Here is a 17,116-nt window from a genome sequence, read left to right on the forward strand (position 1 = left end):
TCCGGACGGCCCGGCATGGATCCGCCTGGCATGGGTCCGCCGGACGGGCCCATCCGGCCGGCGATGGCCGCGGCCCCGCGTGACGGAGGAAGCGCCATCCCGCCATCCGACAATCCGGCCCCCGCCTTCCTGTCCCGGCCCGCGCGCGTCTTCACCATTCCCCCGGCCCGGCCGTTCGTGGAAACGCTGGCCGATGCCCTGATCGATGGCACGCTGGCCGGCCCCGCGACGGACCCGCTGGCGCTCGCGGATGCCACGGTCTACGTCCCGACCCGCCGCGCCGCCCGTGCGCTCGGTCAGGCGCTCGTCGACCGGCTGGGCGGCGAGGCCGCGATCCTGCCGGCGATCCGTCCCCTGGGCGATGTCGAGGAAGACCTGATCGCGCTCGACGGGCCCGCGGACGGCCGGCATCCGTCCACGCCGGCCGCGGATGCTCTGGGCCGCCGCCTCGCAATGACGGAACTCGTCCTCGGCTGGTCGCGGGCGCTGTCGGACCGCTCGCGGGCGTTCTTCCGCGGCGAGACCATCGCCGTGCCGACCTCGGCCGCCGACGCCGCCCGCCTCGCCGACGATCTGCTGCGGCTGATGGATCAGGTCACCACGGAGGAAGCCTCCTGGGACGGCCTCGCCGATCTCGTGCCGGAAGACCTCGCCGATTACTGGCAGATCACCACCGCCTTCCTGTCGGTCGCGACGCGGGCGTGGCCCGATATCCTCGCCGAGCGCGGGCTTGCCGATCCCGTCGCCCGCCGCATCGCCCTTCTCAAGGCCGAGGCGGCGCGGCTGGAACGCACGCCGCCGCAGGCGCCGGTCATCGCCGCCGGCTCGACGGGCTCCGTCCCGGCGACGGCCGCCCTGCTCGCGCTGATCGCCCGCCTGCCGCGCGGCGCCGTGGTGCTGCCGGGCCTCGACCAGGGCCTCGACGAAACGTCGTGGCGCAGGATCACCGAGGGCGACGGCGCGCCGAGCCACCCGCAATTCGGCCTCGCCCGGCTGATCGACCGCATCGGCATCCCGCGCGAGACGGTGGCCGTGCTCGGCGCGTCCGCCGAAGATCTTGCCAAGGAACCGTCCTCGGACGCCGCCCGGCCGTCCGCCATCGCGATCCGGGGCCGGCTCGTGTCGGAGGCCTTCCGGCCGGCGGAAACCACCGACGGCTGGGCCGGCGTCACGGACCGGCTCGGCGGTCCTGCGGCGGTCGAGGCCGCGCTCGACGGCATTTCGCTGATCGAAGCCGCCAACGACCGCGAGGAAGCGCTCGCGGTCGCCATCGCCATGCGCGAGGCGGTGGAGCGTGGCGAGACGGTCGCCCTCGTCGCGCCGGATCGCGCCATCGCCCGTCGCGTCCAGAGCGAGCTCGCGCGCTGGTCGCTGAAGGTGGACGATTCCGCCGGCATCCCCCTCAGCCAGACGCCCGCGGGCATTCTCGCCCGTCTCGTCGCCGAGGTCGGCGTGGTGGCCGAAGACCCGCACGCCATTCTGGCGCTTCTGAAGCACCCGCTCACCGGGCTGGGGCTCGGTCCCGGCGCGGCGCGCGCCGCTGCCGAGCGGCTGGAACTCGCCGTCATGCGCGGCCCCCGGCTCGCGCCCGGCTTCGAACCGGTCATCGCGGCCGCGGCGGGAAAGGATGCCGGCGCGGCCGCCATCGCCCGGCGGGCCGCCGAGGCGCTGGAGCCGCTGGCGGCGCTCGCCCGCGAGGGAAGCGCCACGGCCGCCGCCTTCGCCGCGGCCCACCTTCTGGCGCTGCAGGCCGTCGTCGGTGGCGAGCCGGCGCCGTCGACCGCCGCAGGGGAATCAGCCGCCACAGATCCCGCCGCCGCCGTTCCTCCGGCGCTTGCCGCCGACCGCGCGTGGCGAACGCTCGTCGCCGCGCTCGAACGCATCGCGGCGGAAGAAGCGGGCGGCCCGCAACTGCGGTCCGACGAATGGCCCGCGCTGTTCACGGCGCTCGTGGGCGACGCGGCGGTGCGGCCGGCAGGCGCCGGCGACCCCCGCATCCACATCTGGGGCGCGCTGGAAGCACGCCTGCAGCGGGCCGATCTCGTCATCCTCTCCGGCCTCAATGAAGGCGTCTGGCCGCGCCTCGCCGAAGCCGACCCGTGGCTCACCCGCTCGATGCGCACCCGGCTCGGCCTGGAGCCGCCGGAGCGGCGCATCGGCCTGTCGGCCCACGACGTCACCCAGTCGTTCGGCGCCGCCCGCGTCGTCATCGCCCGCGCCGAGCGGATCGGCACCACGCCCACGGTCGCCTCGCGCTGGCTGCTGCGGCTGAAGGCGGTCGCGGGCGAGGGGCCGTGGCAGACAGCGCGGGCGCGGGGCGCGCGCTGGCTCGACCTCGCCCGTGCGCTCGACCGGCCTGCCGGTCCGCCCGTTCCGGCGGAGCGTCCGAACCCGGTGCCGCCTCTGGAAGCGCGGCCGGCGCGCCTCAGCGTCACCGAGATCGAGACGCTGATCCGCGATCCCTACGCGATCTATGCCAGGCGCATCCTGAATCTGAAGCCGCTCGAACCCGTCGCCGACGATCCCGGCGGCGCCGAGCGCGGCACGATGATCCACGAGGCCGTCGCGGCCTTCTTCGAAACCGCCCCCGACCGGTTCGACGAGGCCGCGGTTGCGCGTCTGGTGGAGGCCGGCCGGACGGCCTTCCGCGCCATAGAGGCCTATCCGGAAGTCGTCGCGTTGTGGTGGCCGCGCTTCGAGCGGGTGGCCGCGGCGCTGGTGGCGGAAGAGGCGAAGCGGCCCCGCCCGCTCCGCCGCCACAACGAGCGCAAGGGCGAACTGTCGATCCCGGTCAGCGGGGCCGGGTTCACTCTCACCGGTCGCGCCGACCGCATCGACGAATTCCCCGGCGGCGCGTTGTCCGTGCTCGACTACAAGACCGGCTACGCCCCGACGGCCAAGCAGGTCGCCTCGCTGCTCGCGCCCCAGCTGCCGCTTGAGGCGGCGATGGCGAAGCGCGGCGCGTTCGAGGGCGTGGCGGCGGGCGGAAGCGTGGAGGAACTCGCCTATGTCGGCCTCCGCGGCGGCACGCCGCCGGTGACCGTGACACCGGTCGCGCCGAAGGAAGGCACCATCGACGAACTCGCCGGGCGGGCGTTCGAGCGGCTCGTGGCGCTTCTCGGCCGCTACCGCTCCCCCGGCAGCGGCTATCCCTCGCGCACCGCCATCGCGTTCGAGCGCGAGTTCGCCGGTGATTACGATCACCTCGCCAGGGTGCGCGAGTGGTCGCTCGGCGGAGGAGAGGATTCATGAGCGCGCCCGCCTCGCCCTCCCCGGCACCGGATATTCCGCCCCACACCCGCGCGGCGCAGGCCAATGCCACCGATCCCCTGGCCTCCGCCTGGGTGTCGGCCAATGCCGGCTCGGGCAAGACCTACGTCCTGGTCGGCCGCGTGGTGCGCCTGCTGCTGGCCGGCACCGACCCCGGGCGCATCCTCTGCCTCACCTACACCACCGCCGCCGCCGCCAACATGGCGCAGCGCGTGTTCGACCAGCTGGCGAAGTTCGCGGTGCTCGGCGACGCGGACCTCGCCCTCGCGCTGGAGAAGATCGAGGGCCGGGTACCGGACGCCAACGGGCTCGCCAGCGCGCGCCGGCTGTTCGCCCGCGCGCTGGAGACGCCGGGCGGCCTGAAGATCCAGACCATCCACGCCTTCTGCGCCTCGCTGCTGGCCCAGTTTCCGCTGGAGGCCAACGTCGCCGGCCGCTTCACCGTGATCGACGACCAGATGGCGGCCGAACTGGTGGAAGCCGGCCTCGCGGTCGTGCTGCGCCGGGTTGCCGCCGAGCCGGAAGGCGACCTCGGCCGGATGCTGAATCTCCTCGTCGGCCGCCTCACCGACGGCAGCCTGCGCGAGATGGTGGGCGAACTCGTCGCCCGCCGCGAGATCCTGCGGGCGTGGCTCAGGGAGAGCGGCGGCGTCGAAGGCGCGGTCGGAGCGCTGGCGCCGGCGCTGGGGCTTCGGCCGGGCGACAGCCTCGACAGCCTCGTCCGGGCGTTCTGCGACGGCTGCGCGATCCCCTTCGAGGCGCTGACCCGCCTCGGCGAGGCGCTCGCCTCCGGTGGCAAGCGCGCAGGCGACCGGCTCGCCGACCTCACGCTCTATCGCGATCCGGCGGTGGAGGCCGGCGCGCGGCAGACGGCATGGATGCGGATGCTGTTCGATTCCAAGGGCCTGCCCCGCGGCTTCGAGGCGGCCCTGACGAAGCCGGTCGCCGCGAAGGTCGCCGATCTCGCTCCGGCCTTCGAGGCCGAACAGGCCCGCGTCACCGACCTTCTGGACCGGCTCACCGCCGCGCGGGCGATGGAGTCCACCCGCGCGCTGGTGACGCTGGCGGATGCCGTGCTCGACCATGTCGAGGGCGAGAAGCGCCGCCGCGGCCTGATCGACTATTCCGACCAGGTGGCGCGGGCGGCGGACCTTCTGACCCGCACGGATGCCGCCGCCTGGGTGCGCTACAAGCTCGACCGCGGCGTCGAGCACATCCTCGTCGACGAGGCGCAGGATACCAGCCCGCTGCAATGGCGCGTGGTGCGCAGCCTCGCCGAGGAATTCTTCGCCGGCGAAAGCGCGTTCGGCGGCCGTCGCACCATGTTCGCGGTCGGCGACGAGAAGCAGTCGATCTACGGCTTCCAGGGCGCGGCGCCCGAGGAATTCGCGCGGATGCGGCGCGATTTCCGTGCCCGTTCGGAAGGCGCGGCGCTGCCCTTCCACAATGTCGAGCTGCACCTCTCCTTCCGCTCGACGCCCGACGTGCTCGCCGCCGTCGATGCCGTGTTCGCCGACCCCGCAGCCCATGCCGGCCTGACCTCGCCGTCCCTGCCCCCCGTCCACGAGGCGATCCGCCGGGCGGAACCGGGCCTTGTCGAGATCTGGCCGCCGGTGGCGCCAGCGGAGCGGGAGGCGGACGACGACTGGCTCGCGGCGCTCGACCGGCTCTCCCCGGCGAGCCCCCAGGCCATCGTCGCCGAGCGCATCGCCGATACAATCGCCCGCTGGATGGAACGCGGCGAACGGCTTTCGAACGGCCGGCGGATCGCACCGGGCGACATCCTCGTGCTCGTGCGCAAGCGCGGGCCGTTCGTGGAGGCGGTGAGCCGCGCCCTGAAGCGCCGCGGCGTGCCGGTCGCCGGCGCCGACCAGATCGTGCTCTCCGACCATATCGCGGTGATGGATCTCGTCGCCCTCGGCCGGGTGCTGCTGCTGCCGGCCGACGATCTCAACCTCGCCGCGGTGCTGAAGGGTCCACTGTTCGGCGTCGACGAAACCACCCTGTTCGAACTGGCCCATGGCCGGACCGGCACGCTGTGGGCCGCGCTCGCGGCGCGCGCCGCGAATGATGCCGCGGCCGCCGCGATCCTGGAACGGCTCGAAGGCTGGCGCGCCCGGCTCGACCGGATACGGCCGTTCGAACTCTATGCCGGCGTGCTCGGCCGGGACGGCGGCCGGGCTGCGTTCCTCGCCCGCCTCGGTCCGGAGGCGGACGACGTGCTCGACGCCTTCCTGTCCGCCGCGCTGTCTCACGAGTCCACGGAACCGCCGACGCTGGAGGGCTTCCTCGCCTGGTTCACCGCGCGGCCCTTCCGGGTGCGGCGCGAGACCGAGACCAACCCGCGCGAGGTCCGGGTGATGACGGTGCACGGTTCCAAGGGGCTGGAAGCGCCCGTCGTGTTCCTGGTCGATGGTGGCGGCCCGCCGGTTCACGCCCAGCACGATCCGAAGATCGTCGCCGTTCCGCTGGCGCCCCCTGAGGCCGAGGCCGCGCCCGGTCTCGTCTGGGCGCCGTCGAAGGCGCTGCGGCCCGCGGCGGTCGAACGGCGCATCGTCGAGGAGCGGGAGCGCGCGGCAGCCGAATATCGCCGCCTGCTCTATGTCGCGATGACCCGCGCGGCCGACCGGCTCTATGTCTGCGGCTGGTCGCCGAAGAACGGCCCGGCCGAGCAGTCGTGGACGGCGATGGTCGCGCGCGGGCTGGCACCCGCCGCCGTGGCCGCCACCGATCACGCCGGACGCCAGGTGCTGCGCTGGCGCAAGCCAGATGGCGCGGATGAAGACGGGTGGATGCGAGGCGAAGGAAATGCCGGTCCGGGACAGGCCGGTCCGGAGCCGATCACCGGGCGGCGTGAACATGGTCCAGTGGACGCGATCCCGCCGGCAGAAGACGTCGCAGCCGACGGCGCCACCCCTGCACCGGCCGCGCTGCCGCCATGGCTTCTCGCCGCCCCCCCGCCTGTTCCGCCGGCGCCGCGCGCCGTGACACCGTCATCGGCCCTTTCGCTCGCCGATGCCGAGGACGGCGAGGACACGCCCTTCCCCACGGTCGCGGTGCCCGGCGCCGGTGAGACCGCGGCGCTCGCCCGGGGCCGTCTGATCCACCGCGCGATGGAGCTGATCGCAGCCGGTGGCATCTCCGGCGGGGACGCCATGCGCGCGGCGATCGACCGGCTCGCGGAAGCGGACCCGGCGCTTGCCGGCGACGCCCCGGAGGCCGTCGAACACCGCCGTCGCATCGCCGACGAGATCCTGGCCGTGACGGCGGACCCGGCGTTCGCCCCGCTGTTCTCCGCCGCCGGGCGCTCGGAAGTGACGCTCGCCGGCCGCCTCACCGCCCGGTCCGGCGAGCCGATCGAGGTGTCGGCGCGCATCGACCGGCTGGTGGTGGAGGACGGCCGCGTCGTCGTCGTCGACTTCAAGACCGACCGGCGCGTGCCGGACGGCGCGTCGGACGTGCCGGAAACGCACCTCGCCCAGGTCGCGCTCTATCGCGCGCTGGTGCGCCGGCTGTTTCCCGGCCGGGCGGTCGAGGCCGCGCTGCTCTATACCGCCGGCCCGCGCCTGATCGTGCTGCCGCCGGGTGCCATCGACGCCGCCGCCGCCCGCCTCATCCGCGACTGACCTCCGGCCGGCCCGCCGTCGCGGCCCGGCCGGTACGGAACGCCTGTCGCCGGAGCAAGAAAAAGCCCGGCATCCGTCTGGATGCCGGGCGATAAGGCCGTTTGCGGTCCGCCGGGCGCAGGGCCCGGCCCGCGGCTCCGGTTCAGGCGGCGCGCACCGTCGTCAGGAAGTTCTCCACCTCCAGCCGGAGATTCGAGGCCTGACGGTTCAGCTTGCCCGCCGACGACAGCACCTGCACCGAGGCCGACGACGACGCCTGCGCCGCCTGCGTCACGCCGGTGATGTTGCGCGTCACCTCCTGCGTTCCCTGCGCGGCCTGCTGAACGTTGCGCGCGATTTCCGCCGTCGTCGCGTTCTGCTGCTCCACCGCGGCCCCGATCGCCGCCGCCACCTGGTTGATCTCCGAGATCGTCCGGCCAACGCTCGTGATCGCCGTCACCGCCTCGCCGGTCGAACCCTGGATGCCGCTGATCTGCCCGGAAATCTGCGACGTCGCCTTCGACGTCTGTTCCGCCAGGCTCTTCACCTCCTGCGCGACCACCGCGAACCCGCGGCCCGCTTCGCCCGCACGCGCGGATTCGATCGTCGCGTTCAGCGCCAGCAGGTTCGTCTGCGCCGCGATGTCGCCGATCATCCCGACGATCGCCCCCACCTGCTCCGCCGCCGATTTCAGCCCGCCCATCCGCGAGTTCGTGCTGTCCGCCTCCGAAACCGCCTGCGCCGTCACCGAGGTCGAATACGAGACCTGGTTGCCGATCTCCGCCGACGACGAGGCAAGTTCCTCCACCGCCGCCGCCACCGTCTGCACGTTGGTCGCCGCCTGCTCGGCCGCCGCCGCGACCGCCGCCGCCTGCGCGGTCGTCTCCTCCGCCGTCGCCGTCAGGGTCTGCGCCGCGGCTTCCAGTTCCGCCGCAGCCGACGACACCATCTCCACGATCTCGCCCACCGCGCCCTCGAACCGGTTCGCAAGCTCGTGCATGTCCCGCTTGCGCTGTTCGGCCATCTCCGCCTCGAGCCGCGCCTGCTCCTCGCGCATCCGCTCCGTCTCCGCCAGATCGTCGCGGAAGATCGCCAGCACGTGCGCCTGTTCGCCCAGCTCGTCCGACCGCTTCTCATAAGGAATCGGCGTCGCGAGATCGCCCTTCGCGATCTTCTCCATCGCCTTGGTGATCAGCGCGATCGGACGCGCGATCCAGAACGCCGCATACAGCGCGGACCCCAGCAGAACCAGGATAAGGCCGCCGGTCAGCGCCAGCAGTAGCGAGGTCGAGCGCGCAATGGCCGCATCCGCCGCCTTTGTGGCGGTGACCGACCGCTCCCTGGCGACGGAGACGGCAGCCTCGGCGAGGCCGAGCGCCGCGGCGGCGGCCGGCTCGGCCTGCTCGCGCGCGATCTTGGTCTTGGCGTCCTGATGCACGATCAGCTCGCGCAGCACCTTGTCGTAGTCGTCGAAGATCTTCTCGAACTCGGTGATGCGGTCGGCGGCCTTCGTGGCGGAGACCGCACTGCGCACGTTCGACAGCGTGACGCGATTGCCCTTGACCGCGAAATCAACGCTGGCGAGCGATCCCTTGTCGCCGGTCGCCACGAAGCGCCACACCGCGCCGCTCGACCCGCGGAAATAGCCGTCGACGGTGCGAATGGCGCCGACGGCGGCCTCACCGCCGGTGGCGAGATCCGGCTTGGCACTGCGGTAGAGCTTGTCCCAGGCCGCCGACAGGTCGCTGAGCTCCTTCAGTTTGACGACCGCCGCCATGTGTTCGGTCGCGATCTCCTCCGCCGCCGTGCCGTAGCGCGTGATGTCGTCGGAGAGATCCCGCAGGCGCTTGGCGTTCTCCGGCAGCTGCGTGAGCTTCACCGCCCTCGACAGGTCGATCTTCGCCGCGCCGACATCGATCGGAATCGTGCCGGACAGGTCGTTGATGTCGGAAAGCTTGTAGGACAAGAGCATGTCCTTGGTGTTGGATTCGAGCTTGCGCACTGCCGTGGTCGCCCGCAGGGCGAGCGTCAGGATCTCGCTTTGCGCCCGCGCCGCCTCGCTCGCCGCCTCCACGTCCTGCCCCGCCTTGATCTGAGCGGCGATCAGGCCGCCGGCGAGCAGCACCCCGACGGCCGCGCTCAGCCCGAGTTTAACGCCGATATTGAAGCGCATCGTAGCCAGCCCCCTCCCCTTAATGGGATTTGCGCGTTTCTTCCCATTGTCGGGATAGGAGATGAGGCTTGCACGAAGATTGCGTGCCTTTCGTACTGCAACGCAATATTCGTACAGAGCACATGCAAAACAGGCGGCATGGCGGCGTGAGGGCACCGACGCCGAGGGGGCGGATCGGCAGGGCCCAAACAGAAAAGCCCGGCATCCTGCGGGATGCCGGGCTCGATGCCGGGACGGCGCGGTCCGGTCCGCCGGGCGAGCACGCCCACCCGGCTCGGCTCCGGTTCAGGCGGCGCGCACCGTCGTCAGGAAGTTCTCCACCTCCAGCCGGAGATTCGAGGCCTGACGGTTCAGCTTGCCCGCCGACGACAGCACCTGCACCGAGGCCGACGACGACGCCTGCGCCGCGTGCGTCACGCCGGTGATGTTGCGCGTCACCTCCTGCGTTCCCTGCGCCGCCTGCTGAACGTTGCGCGCGATCTCCGCCGTCGTCGCGTTCTGCTGCTCCACCGCGGCCCCGATCGCCGCCGCCACCTGGTTGATCTCCGAGATCGTCCGGCCGACGCTCGTGATCGCCGTCACCGCATCGCCCGTCGAACCCTGGATGCCGCTGATCTGCCCCGAAATCTGCGACGTCGCCTTCGACGTCTGCTCCGCCAGGCTCTTCACCTCCTGCGCCACCACCGCGAACCCGCGGCCCGCTTCGCCCGCACGCGCGGATTCGATCGTCGCGTTCAGCGCCAGCAGGTTCGTCTGCGCCGCGATATCGCCGATCATCCCGACGATGGCGCCAACCTGCTCCGCAGCCGATTTCAGCCCGCCCATCCGCGAGTTCGTGCTGTCCGCCTCCGAAACCGCCTGCGCCGTCACCGACGTAGAATACGAGACCTGGTTGCCGATCTCCGCCGACGACGAGGCAAGCTCCTCAACCGCCGCCGCCACCGTCTGCACATTGGTCGCCGCCTGCTCCGCCGCCGCCGCCACCGCCGCCGCCTGCGCGGTCGTCTCCTCCGCCGTCGCCGTCAGCGTCTGCGCCGCCGCTTCCAGTTCCGCCGCAGCCGACGACACCATCTCCACGATCTCGCCCACCGCGCCCTCGAACCGGTTCGCAAGCTCGTGCATGTCCCGCTTGCGCTGTTCGGCCATCTCCGCCTCGAGCCGGGCCTGCTCCTCGCGCATCCGCTCCGTCTCCGCCAGATCGTCGCGGAAAATCGCCAGAACGTGCGCCTGTTCGCCCAGCTCGTCCGACCGCTTCTCATAAGGAATCGGCGTCTCGAGATCGCCCTTCGCGATCTTCTCCATCGCCTTGGTGACCAGCGCGATCGGACGCGCGACACCGAAGGCCGCGTACACCGCGGATCCCAGCAGAACCAGCACAAGCCCGCCGAGCATCGAGAGCATCAGCGTCTCGCCGTTCGAGATCGCCACCCCGGTCGTCTGTGCGGCCTCGGCGGTCCGCTTCCGGACGTCGGCGACGAGCGTGTCCGACAGCGCCAGGGCTGCCGCTGCGGCGGACGCGGCGTCGGTATTGGCGATCTCGGCCTTCGAAACCGTGCGCGCGACCACGAAATTGACGATGCCGGTGTACTGCTTGAACAGATCCTCCAGCGGCTTCAGCTGTTCCAGAACCGGGTTGTCGGCGAGATTGCGGTGGATCGACTTGAAATCGTCCCGGGTCGCCATCAGCTTGGCGTCGAGGGTCGACGACGCCGTCGCGTTTCCGGTGGCGACGAGGGTCCACAGGACGATTGACGTCTCCTGGATGCGGGCGTTCACCCCTGCGAGCACGTTGGCGTAGTTGCCGCCGACCGCGGAAAAATCGGATCGGGCGAACTGGTACTGGGCGGCCCAGTCCTTGGTGAATTTTTCCAGCTTCGCGGTGGCCTCGACCAGACCCTTCTGCTTGTCGCCGATCGCCGTCGCCGCCCCGACATAGCGCGTCGTCTGCAAGGCCAGATCTTTCAGGCGCTGGCGGTTCTCCGGCGATTGCGCCATTTGTCCCGCTCGGGCGAGGTCGGCCGAAGTCGACTTGAGCGAGGCCTGCATCCCGGCGACCAGTTGGTCGATCTCGCCGGCATTGAAGCTCGCCCGGATATCGCGCTCGTCGGCCCGCAGCTTCTGGAGATTGCTGGCCGCCCGCATGGAGATCTCGAGAATCTCGGCCTGAGCCGCGTTCTCGTCGACGGCCTGCCCGATCTCCGCGTCGACGTTCAACTGCACCGCAGCAGTTCCAATGGCCAGCAGCAATCCGATCGCCGCGCTCAGCCCGAGCTTGGCACCAATATTCAGCCGCATGAAAAATCCGCCCATATATCCGTGAAACCGCGCCCCTGAGGGGCGGCAATATTGTCCAGCGGATAGCTTGTCTGGGGATTGTGGGCGGGGCCGAAAATGCTGCGGCGCGACAGTAAATCTGAGGATTTCGCCCAGATCACGCCGCGCCGCAACGCCATGGACGAGGCAACGACCGGGGCGGTTCCCGGCCTGCTGGCGTCGGCTTCAGTGCGCCTCGTCCCAGTTGTGGGCGGCGCGCGCATCGACTTTCAACGGCACTGAAAGGTCGACCGCCGGCTTCGGCGCGACCTCCATGACATCCACAACCAGCTTCGCGGTGGCGTCCACCTCGGCCTCCGGCACCTCGAACACCAGTTCGTCGTGGACCTGCAGCAGCATCCGCGCGGAAAGTCCGGCAGCCGCAAGCGCGGGTTCCATGCGGATCATGGCCCGGCGGATGATGTCGGCGGCGGAACCCTGGATGCGGGCGTTGATGGCGGCGCGCTCCATGAAGGCGCGCATGGAGGGATTGGAGGACGTGATCTCGGGATAGTGCGCCCGCCGCCCGAACAGGGTCTCGACATAGCCGTGGGCGCGCGCGAACGCCTTGGTCTCGTCCATGTAGTCGCGGATGCCGGGGAAGCGCTCGAAATAGCGGCGGATATAGGCGCCGGCTTCCTCACGGGGAATGCCGAGCTGGTTGGCGAGGCCGAAGGCGGAAATGCCGTAGATGATGCCGAAATTGATCGCCTTGGCCCGCCGCCGCACCGCCGGGTCCATCCCCTCGACCGGCACGCCGAACATCTCGGATGCCGTCAGGGCGTGAATGTCGATGCCCTTCTCGAACGCCGTTTTGAGCTGGGGAATGTCCGCAATTTCCGCCAGCACCCGCAGCTCGATCTGCGAATAGTCGGCCGAAAGCAGCAGGTGGCCCGGCTCGGCGATGAAGGCCGAGCGGATCTTGCGGCCCTCCTCGTTGCGGACCGGGATGTTCTGGATGTTCGGCTCCGACGAGGACAGGCGGCCCGTGGTGGTGGACGCCAGCGAGAACGAGGTGTGGACCCGCCCGGTCTCCGGGTTCACATAGCCCGGCAGCGCGTCGGTATAGGTCGATTTCAGCTTGGCGAGCTGGCGCCATTCGAGAATCTTGGCCGGCAGGGCGTAGCCCTGTGCCGCCAGTTCCTCCAGCACGTCGGCGCCGGTCGCCCACGCCCCGGTCTTGGTCTTCTTGGCGCCCGGCAGGCCCATCTTGCCGAACAGGATGTCGCCGAGCTGCTTCGGCGAGGCGACGTTGAACGGCTCGCCGGCAAGGTCGGCGATCTCCGCCTCGGCCCGCGCCATGCCCTGGGCGAACTCGCCGGAAAGCCGCGACAGGATCTGGCGGTCGATTGCCACGCCGCGCCGCTCCATGCGCGCCAGCACCGGAAGCAGCGGACGCTCCAGCCGCTCGTAGACGGTCGTCATGGATTCCGCCGCGAGCCGGGGCTTCAGCACCCGCCAAAGCCGCAGCGTCACGTCCGCGTCCTCGGCGGCGTAGGCGGTCGCCTTGTCGAGCGGAACCCGGTCGAACGTCACCGCGTTCTTGCCGGACCCGGCCACCTCCTTGAAAGGGATCGGCGTATGGCCGAGATGGCGCACCGAAAGATCGTCCATGCCGTGGCTGCGGTCGCCCGCGTCCAGCGCGTAGGAGATCAGCATGGTGTCGTCGAACGGCGCGACCTCGATGCCGTAGCGCACCAGCACCAGCCAGTCATATTTCAGGTTCTGGCCGATCTTGAGCACCGTGCGGTCCTCGGCCAGGGTCTTGAGCCGGGCGATCGCCTCGCCAAGCGGGATCTGGCCGGCCACCGGCCCGCCGCCGAACAGGCCCTCGTCGGCGCTGCGGTGGGCGAGCGGAACGTAGCAGGCCCGGCCCGGTGCAGTGGCAAGGCTGAAGCCGACGAGATCGGCCTGCATGGCATCGAGCGCGTTGGTCTCGGTGTCGAGCGCCACCAGCCCCTGCTCCCGCGCCTCGTCGATCCAGCGGTCCAGCGCGTCGATGGTCGTCACGGTCTCGTAGGCATCGCGGTCGAAGGGCGTCGTCGTCGCCTCCGTCGCCCGGACGGCGGCGAGGGACGCCGGTGTTCCGGCGGCGGCCGGCGCGGGCACCGCGGGCACCGCACCGGCGGCGACCGGCACGGGGAGCGCGGCCTCGCCGGTGTCGGCCATGTTGTCGGCCATCGGGCCGGCGCCGCCGTCCGCCGCGGCCGTCACCGAGGGGCCGTAACGGCCGATGGCGAAGGCCGGGTCCGGGTCGACCTGCGAAACGTCGACGCCGCCCATGTCGGCGACGCGGCGCGTCAGCGTCGTGAACTCGAGCGCCTTCAGGAAGGCCGTCACCGCCTTGGCGTCGGGTTCCACCAGGCCGAGATCGGCCAGCGGAACCTCGACGGCGACGTCGTCGACGAGCTTCACGAGCTGCTTGGAGACGAGCGCGAGTTCGCGGGCGTTCTGCAGGTTCTCCCGCCGCTTGGGCTGCTTGATCTCGCCGGCGCGCTCCAGCAGGGTTTCGAGATCGCCATATTCGAGGATCAGCCCGGCGGCGGTCTTGATGCCGATGCCCGGCACCCCCGGAACGTTGTCGGTGGAATCGCCGGCGAGCGCCTGCACGTCCACCACCTTGTCCGGCGGCACGCCGAAATAGTCCACAACCTCCTCGTAGCCGATGCGCCGCTCGGCGCGGAACGAACCGCGCTTGGCCTCGCCGGACGCCGGATCGTACATGGCGACGCCGGGGCGGATGAGCTGCATCAGGTCCTTGTCGGCCGAGATGATCAGGACGTCCGCCCCGGCCGCGTTCGCCTGCCGCGCATAGGTCGCGATCAGGTCGTCGGCCTCATAGACGTCCTGCTCGACCGGAATCATCCCGAAGGCGCGAACCGCCGCCCGCATCAGCGGGAATTGCGGGATGAGATCGGCTGGCGGCTCCGGCCGGTTCGCCTTGTAGGGCGGATAGATCGCCTTGCGGAACGAATTCTCCGATTTGTCGAAGATGATCGCGAGGTGGGTGGGACGGATGCCGACGGCCCCCTCGCGGACGAATTGCAGAAGCTTGGTGCAGAACAGCCGGACAGCGCCGGTGGGCAGCCCGTCGGAGCGATAGTTGTATTTCCGGTCCTGATTCATGGACTGGAAATAGGCGCGGAATACGAATGATGAGCCGTCGACCAGAAAGACGTGGTCGCCCGGGCCGATGGGGGCCGGGTGACGGGTGGCGGCGGGCGGAGCGGATTGCGGCTGTTCTGACATGGCCGCGACCATGCCACCGCCGCACGGCGGAGAAAAGCGGGCATCGGCGATTGCCGCCGCTCGGTCGTCTTTCCACCCCGCCGGCCGCGCGGCGACGGGGCGGGCGGGTCGCCCGCTCTCCGTGACCGGGGCGGTGCAGGCAGTCCGGGCGAGGGACCCGGGCCACCCCTCAAATTCGCCACATCGACGGTCCATCGGGCACTGTCGAGACGGAACGGGAGACGAACGGATCATGGCGCGCAGGCCGAGCGAACGCAGGGAGCCGAGCTTCCACGGGGGAGGTTCGGATGTGGACGGCGGCGGCTTCCGCGCCGATCCCCGCGACCGCCCGGTTCCCGTCGCGGCCAAGGCGAAGCCCGAGAAGGGCTGGTCCGAAAAGCCGAAGGCATCCGGCAAGGCCGCGGCCAAATCCGCGGGCGGCGGCAGGGGTAGGGCTGCGCGGCGCAAGCGCGGCTCGTTCCTCGGCCGGCTCGTCCGCCGCGTCATCGTGTGGTGCCTCGTCATCGGCTTCTGGGGCGCGGTCGCCGGCGCGGGCGTCATCGGCTACTACGCCGCGACCATGCCGCCGATCGACGAGTGGGCGGTGCCGAAGCGCCCGCCGAACGTCCGCATCGTCTCCGAGACCGGCGACATCATCGCCAATCGCGGCGATACCGGCGGCGAGCGCGTGCCGCTCGCCGAAATGCCGAAGGTGATGCCGGAAGCCGTGGTCGCGATCGAGGACCGGCGGTTCTACGACCACTGGGGCATCGACCCGATCGGCCTCGCCCGCGCCTTCGTCACCAATCTAACCGCTGGCGGCCTCGTCCAGGGCGGCTCGACGCTCACCCAGCAGCTCGCCAAGAACCTGTTCCTGGAGCCCGACCGCACCCTCCAGCGCAAGATCCAGGAAGCCATCCTCTCGTTCCGGCTGGAGGCGAAGTACTCCAAGGACGAGATCCTCGACATGTACCTGAACCGGGTCTATCTCGGCGCCGGCGCCTATGGCGTCGATGCCGCGGCCCGGCGCTATTTCGGCGTGTCGGCCCGCGACCTGACCCTGCCGCAGGCGGCGATGATCGCCGGCCTCCTCAAGGCGCCCTCGAAATTCGCGCCGACGCGCGACCTCGCGCTGTCGCAGAACCGCGCCGCCGTGGTGCTCGGCGCCATGCGCGAGGAAGGCTACATCACGGACGCCCAGCTCAAGGACGCGCTCGCCAATCCGGCCAAGCCCGTGGCGCGCGACCTCGTCGCCAGCGGCGGCTACGTCGCCGACTGGGTGATGGACCAGCTTCCCGGCTATGTCGGCGCGATCGATACCGACGTGGTCGTCGAGACCACCATCGATTCCGCGCTCCAGCGCACCGCCGAGGTGACGCTGAAGAAGGGTCTCGACACCGACGGCAAGAAATATGGCGTCAGCCAGGGCGCGGTGGTCATCCTCGACGCCGGCGGCGCGGTGAAGGCCCTCGTCGGCGGACGCGATTATACGGAGAGCCAGTTCGACCGCGCCGTGAACGCCAAACGCCAGCCGGGCTCGTCGTTCAAGCCGTTCGTCTATCTCACCGCGCTCGAGCACGGCATGACGCCGAGTTCTGTCGTCGTCGACCAGCCCGTGAGCATCGGCAGCTGGAACCCGGAAAACTACGGTCACAAGTACCGCGGCGCGGTGACGCTGACCCAGGCGATCGCCAACTCGCTCAACACCATCTCGGTGCAGCTCGTGCTGAAGTTCGGCCCGGAGGCCGTGATCGACACCGCCCACCGGCTCGGCATCACCTCGGCGCTCACGCCCAACGCCTCGATCGCGCTCGGCACCTCGGAAGTCTCGCTGCTGGAGCTGACCTCCGCCTATGTGCCGTTCTCCAACGGCGGCATCGGCGTCGTGCCCCACGTCATCCGCCGCATCACCACGCCGGACGGCAAGGTGCTCTACGAGCGCCGCAGCGGCGGCGCCCGCCAGGTGGTGGCGCCGCAATATGTGGGCGAGATGAACGCCATGATGTCCGAGGTCATCCTCTCGGGCACGGGCCAGCGCGCCCGCATCAAGGGATGGCCGGCGGCCGGCAAGAGCGGCACCAGCCAGAGCTACCGCGACGCCTGGTTCATGGGCTACACCGGCTACTTCACCACCGGCGTCTGGCTCGGCAACGACGACGGCAAGCCGACCAAGAACATGACCGGCGGCACGCTGCCGGCCAAGATCTGGGGCGAGCTGATGACCGGCATCCACAAGGGCATGCAGGTGGCCGAGCTTCCGGGGGCGCGCGCCGCGGCCGAGGCGGCGGCGGCCTCCACGGCGGCGATCCCGGATGACGGTCCGATCGCACCGAACCCGCAGCAGGCCCAGCCGCAATATGCGCCGGCCCAGCAACAGACCGGCAGCGGGCTCGTCCGCCCGCAAGCCGGCAAGAAGGACTTCTTCCAGCAATTGTTCGGCGGCTGACGGTCGCGGCGGCGGCGCCCGCGCGCCGTTGCCGAAAGCCCTTGGCGTCGGGCAATCTGGTTGCCCGTATCTTCGTCGTCG

At 70.9% G+C, this 17,116-nt stretch carries 6 protein-coding genes; 3 read left to right on the forward strand and 3 right to left on the reverse strand.

All coding sequences use genetic code 11. The features are described from left to right. The first annotated feature begins 30 nt into the window (after positions 1 to 30). Together addB and addA are read left to right on the forward strand one after the other, a co-directional pair. Complete coding sequence (gene addB / locus BUF17_RS09460; RefSeq protein ID WP_244530826.1) at positions 31 to 3,252, forward strand: double-strand break repair protein AddB; 3,222 nt, start codon at positions 31 to 33, stop codon at positions 3,250 to 3,252. After that, positions 3,249 to 6,896 carry a double-strand break repair helicase AddA gene (gene addA, locus BUF17_RS09465; protein ID WP_073627899.1) on the forward strand — a complete coding sequence of 1,216 codons (3,648 nt, stop codon included), beginning with the start codon at positions 3,249 to 3,251 and terminating at the stop codon, positions 6,894 to 6,896. Before addB ends, addA begins: the two co-directional genes overlap by 4 nt. 142 nt (positions 6,897 to 7,038) lie before the next feature. Here the strand turns inward: addA and BUF17_RS23380 are convergent, their stop codons facing one another. The 3 genes from BUF17_RS23380 to polA form a co-directional block, all read right to left on the reverse strand. Continuing rightward, entirely contained in the window at positions 7,039 to 9,048 is a 2,010-nt protein-coding gene (locus tag BUF17_RS23380; protein ID WP_073627901.1) for a methyl-accepting chemotaxis protein, read from the reverse strand. A 285-nt stretch (positions 9,049 to 9,333) separates the two neighbouring features. After that, positions 9,334 to 11,343 carry a methyl-accepting chemotaxis protein gene (locus BUF17_RS23095; protein ID WP_210215420.1) on the reverse strand — a complete coding sequence of 670 codons (2,010 nt, stop codon included), beginning with the start codon at positions 11,341 to 11,343 and terminating at the stop codon, positions 9,334 to 9,336. A 204-nt stretch (positions 11,344 to 11,547) separates the two neighbouring features. Beyond that, on the reverse strand, positions 11,548 to 14,610 hold the full coding sequence (polA, locus tag BUF17_RS09480) for a DNA polymerase I (protein WP_073628294.1): 3,063 nt from the start codon (positions 14,608 to 14,610) through the stop codon (positions 11,548 to 11,550). A gap of 232 nt (positions 14,611 to 14,842) precedes the next feature. Between polA and BUF17_RS09485 the strand changes: the two genes are divergently transcribed. After that, positions 14,843 to 17,035, forward strand: coding sequence for a transglycosylase domain-containing protein (locus tag BUF17_RS09485; RefSeq protein WP_084564334.1), 2,193 nt, complete (start codon positions 14,843 to 14,845; stop codon positions 17,033 to 17,035). The last annotated feature ends 81 nt before the right edge of the window (positions 17,036 to 17,116 follow it).

Source organism: Pseudoxanthobacter soli DSM 19599, assembly GCF_900148505.1.
Classification (GTDB): Bacteria; Pseudomonadota; Alphaproteobacteria; order Rhizobiales; family Segnochrobactraceae; genus Pseudoxanthobacter; species Pseudoxanthobacter soli.

Coding starts and splice junctions, on each gene's coding strand:
- BUF17_RS23095 (WP_210215420.1), bottom strand. CDS start 11,343: ATGCGGCTGAATATTGGTGCCAAGCTCGGGCTGAGCGCGGCGATCGGA.
- BUF17_RS09485 (WP_084564334.1), top strand. CDS start 14,843: ATGGCGCGCAGGCCGAGCGAACGCAGGGAGCCGAGCTTCCACGGGGGA.
- polA (WP_073628294.1), bottom strand. CDS start 14,610: ATGTCAGAACAGCCGCAATCCGCTCCGCCCGCCGCCACCCGTCACCCG.
- addA (WP_073627899.1), top strand. CDS start 3,249: ATGAGCGCGCCCGCCTCGCCCTCCCCGGCACCGGATATTCCGCCCCAC.
- addB (WP_244530826.1), top strand. CDS start 31: ATGGGTCCGCCGGACGGGCCCATCCGGCCGGCGATGGCCGCGGCCCCG.
- BUF17_RS23380 (WP_073627901.1), bottom strand. CDS start 9,048: ATGCGCTTCAATATCGGCGTTAAACTCGGGCTGAGCGCGGCCGTCGGG.